Consider the following 458-nt stretch of genomic DNA (forward strand, 5'->3'; position numbering starts at 1 on the left):
CTTTAAAAATTTGGAAAAGCTGATAATAAAATTCGTATGAATACAGTGTATTTGTACAGAGTTTTCAAAAGTAAAAAAGAATGATAGCAGTATCATTCAGTGCCATTTAATGAACGTTTACGTTTATTGATTGGTATCTACTTTAGTATTCAATATTAACTTCTGGCGAAGTTAAACTATCACTAACGTATGACTAAACTTTACTGTTTAGTATTGCGACGTGGATTTGATACTTAGGCAACGCCGCTGATATTTTTGTCGCTGGGCGCATAACGTGTTATGTAACCAAGCAAAAATAACAAAGCAAGGCAGCATAAGTAACAAAGACCAAGCAAGACCCGTTTGGGTTGTATGGTTAAGTGACTAAGCGTACACGGTGGATGCCTTGGCAGTTGGAGGCGATGAAGGACGTATTAACTTGCGATAAGCCTAGTCAAGCTAGTAAAAAGCACTTGAGA

The 458-nt window shown here is 36.9% G+C and carries 1 rRNA gene; it reads left to right on the forward strand.

Annotated elements, in window-relative coordinates:
• Positions 1-353: 353 nt before the first annotated feature.
• A 23S ribosomal RNA gene (locus H5183_RS21660) occupies positions 354-458 on the forward strand; the annotation flags it as partial.

It is taken from the genome of Pseudoalteromonas sp. SR44-8, assembly GCF_014163635.1.
In the GTDB taxonomy this organism is placed as follows: domain Bacteria; phylum Pseudomonadota; class Gammaproteobacteria; order Enterobacterales; family Alteromonadaceae; genus Pseudoalteromonas; species Pseudoalteromonas rhizosphaerae.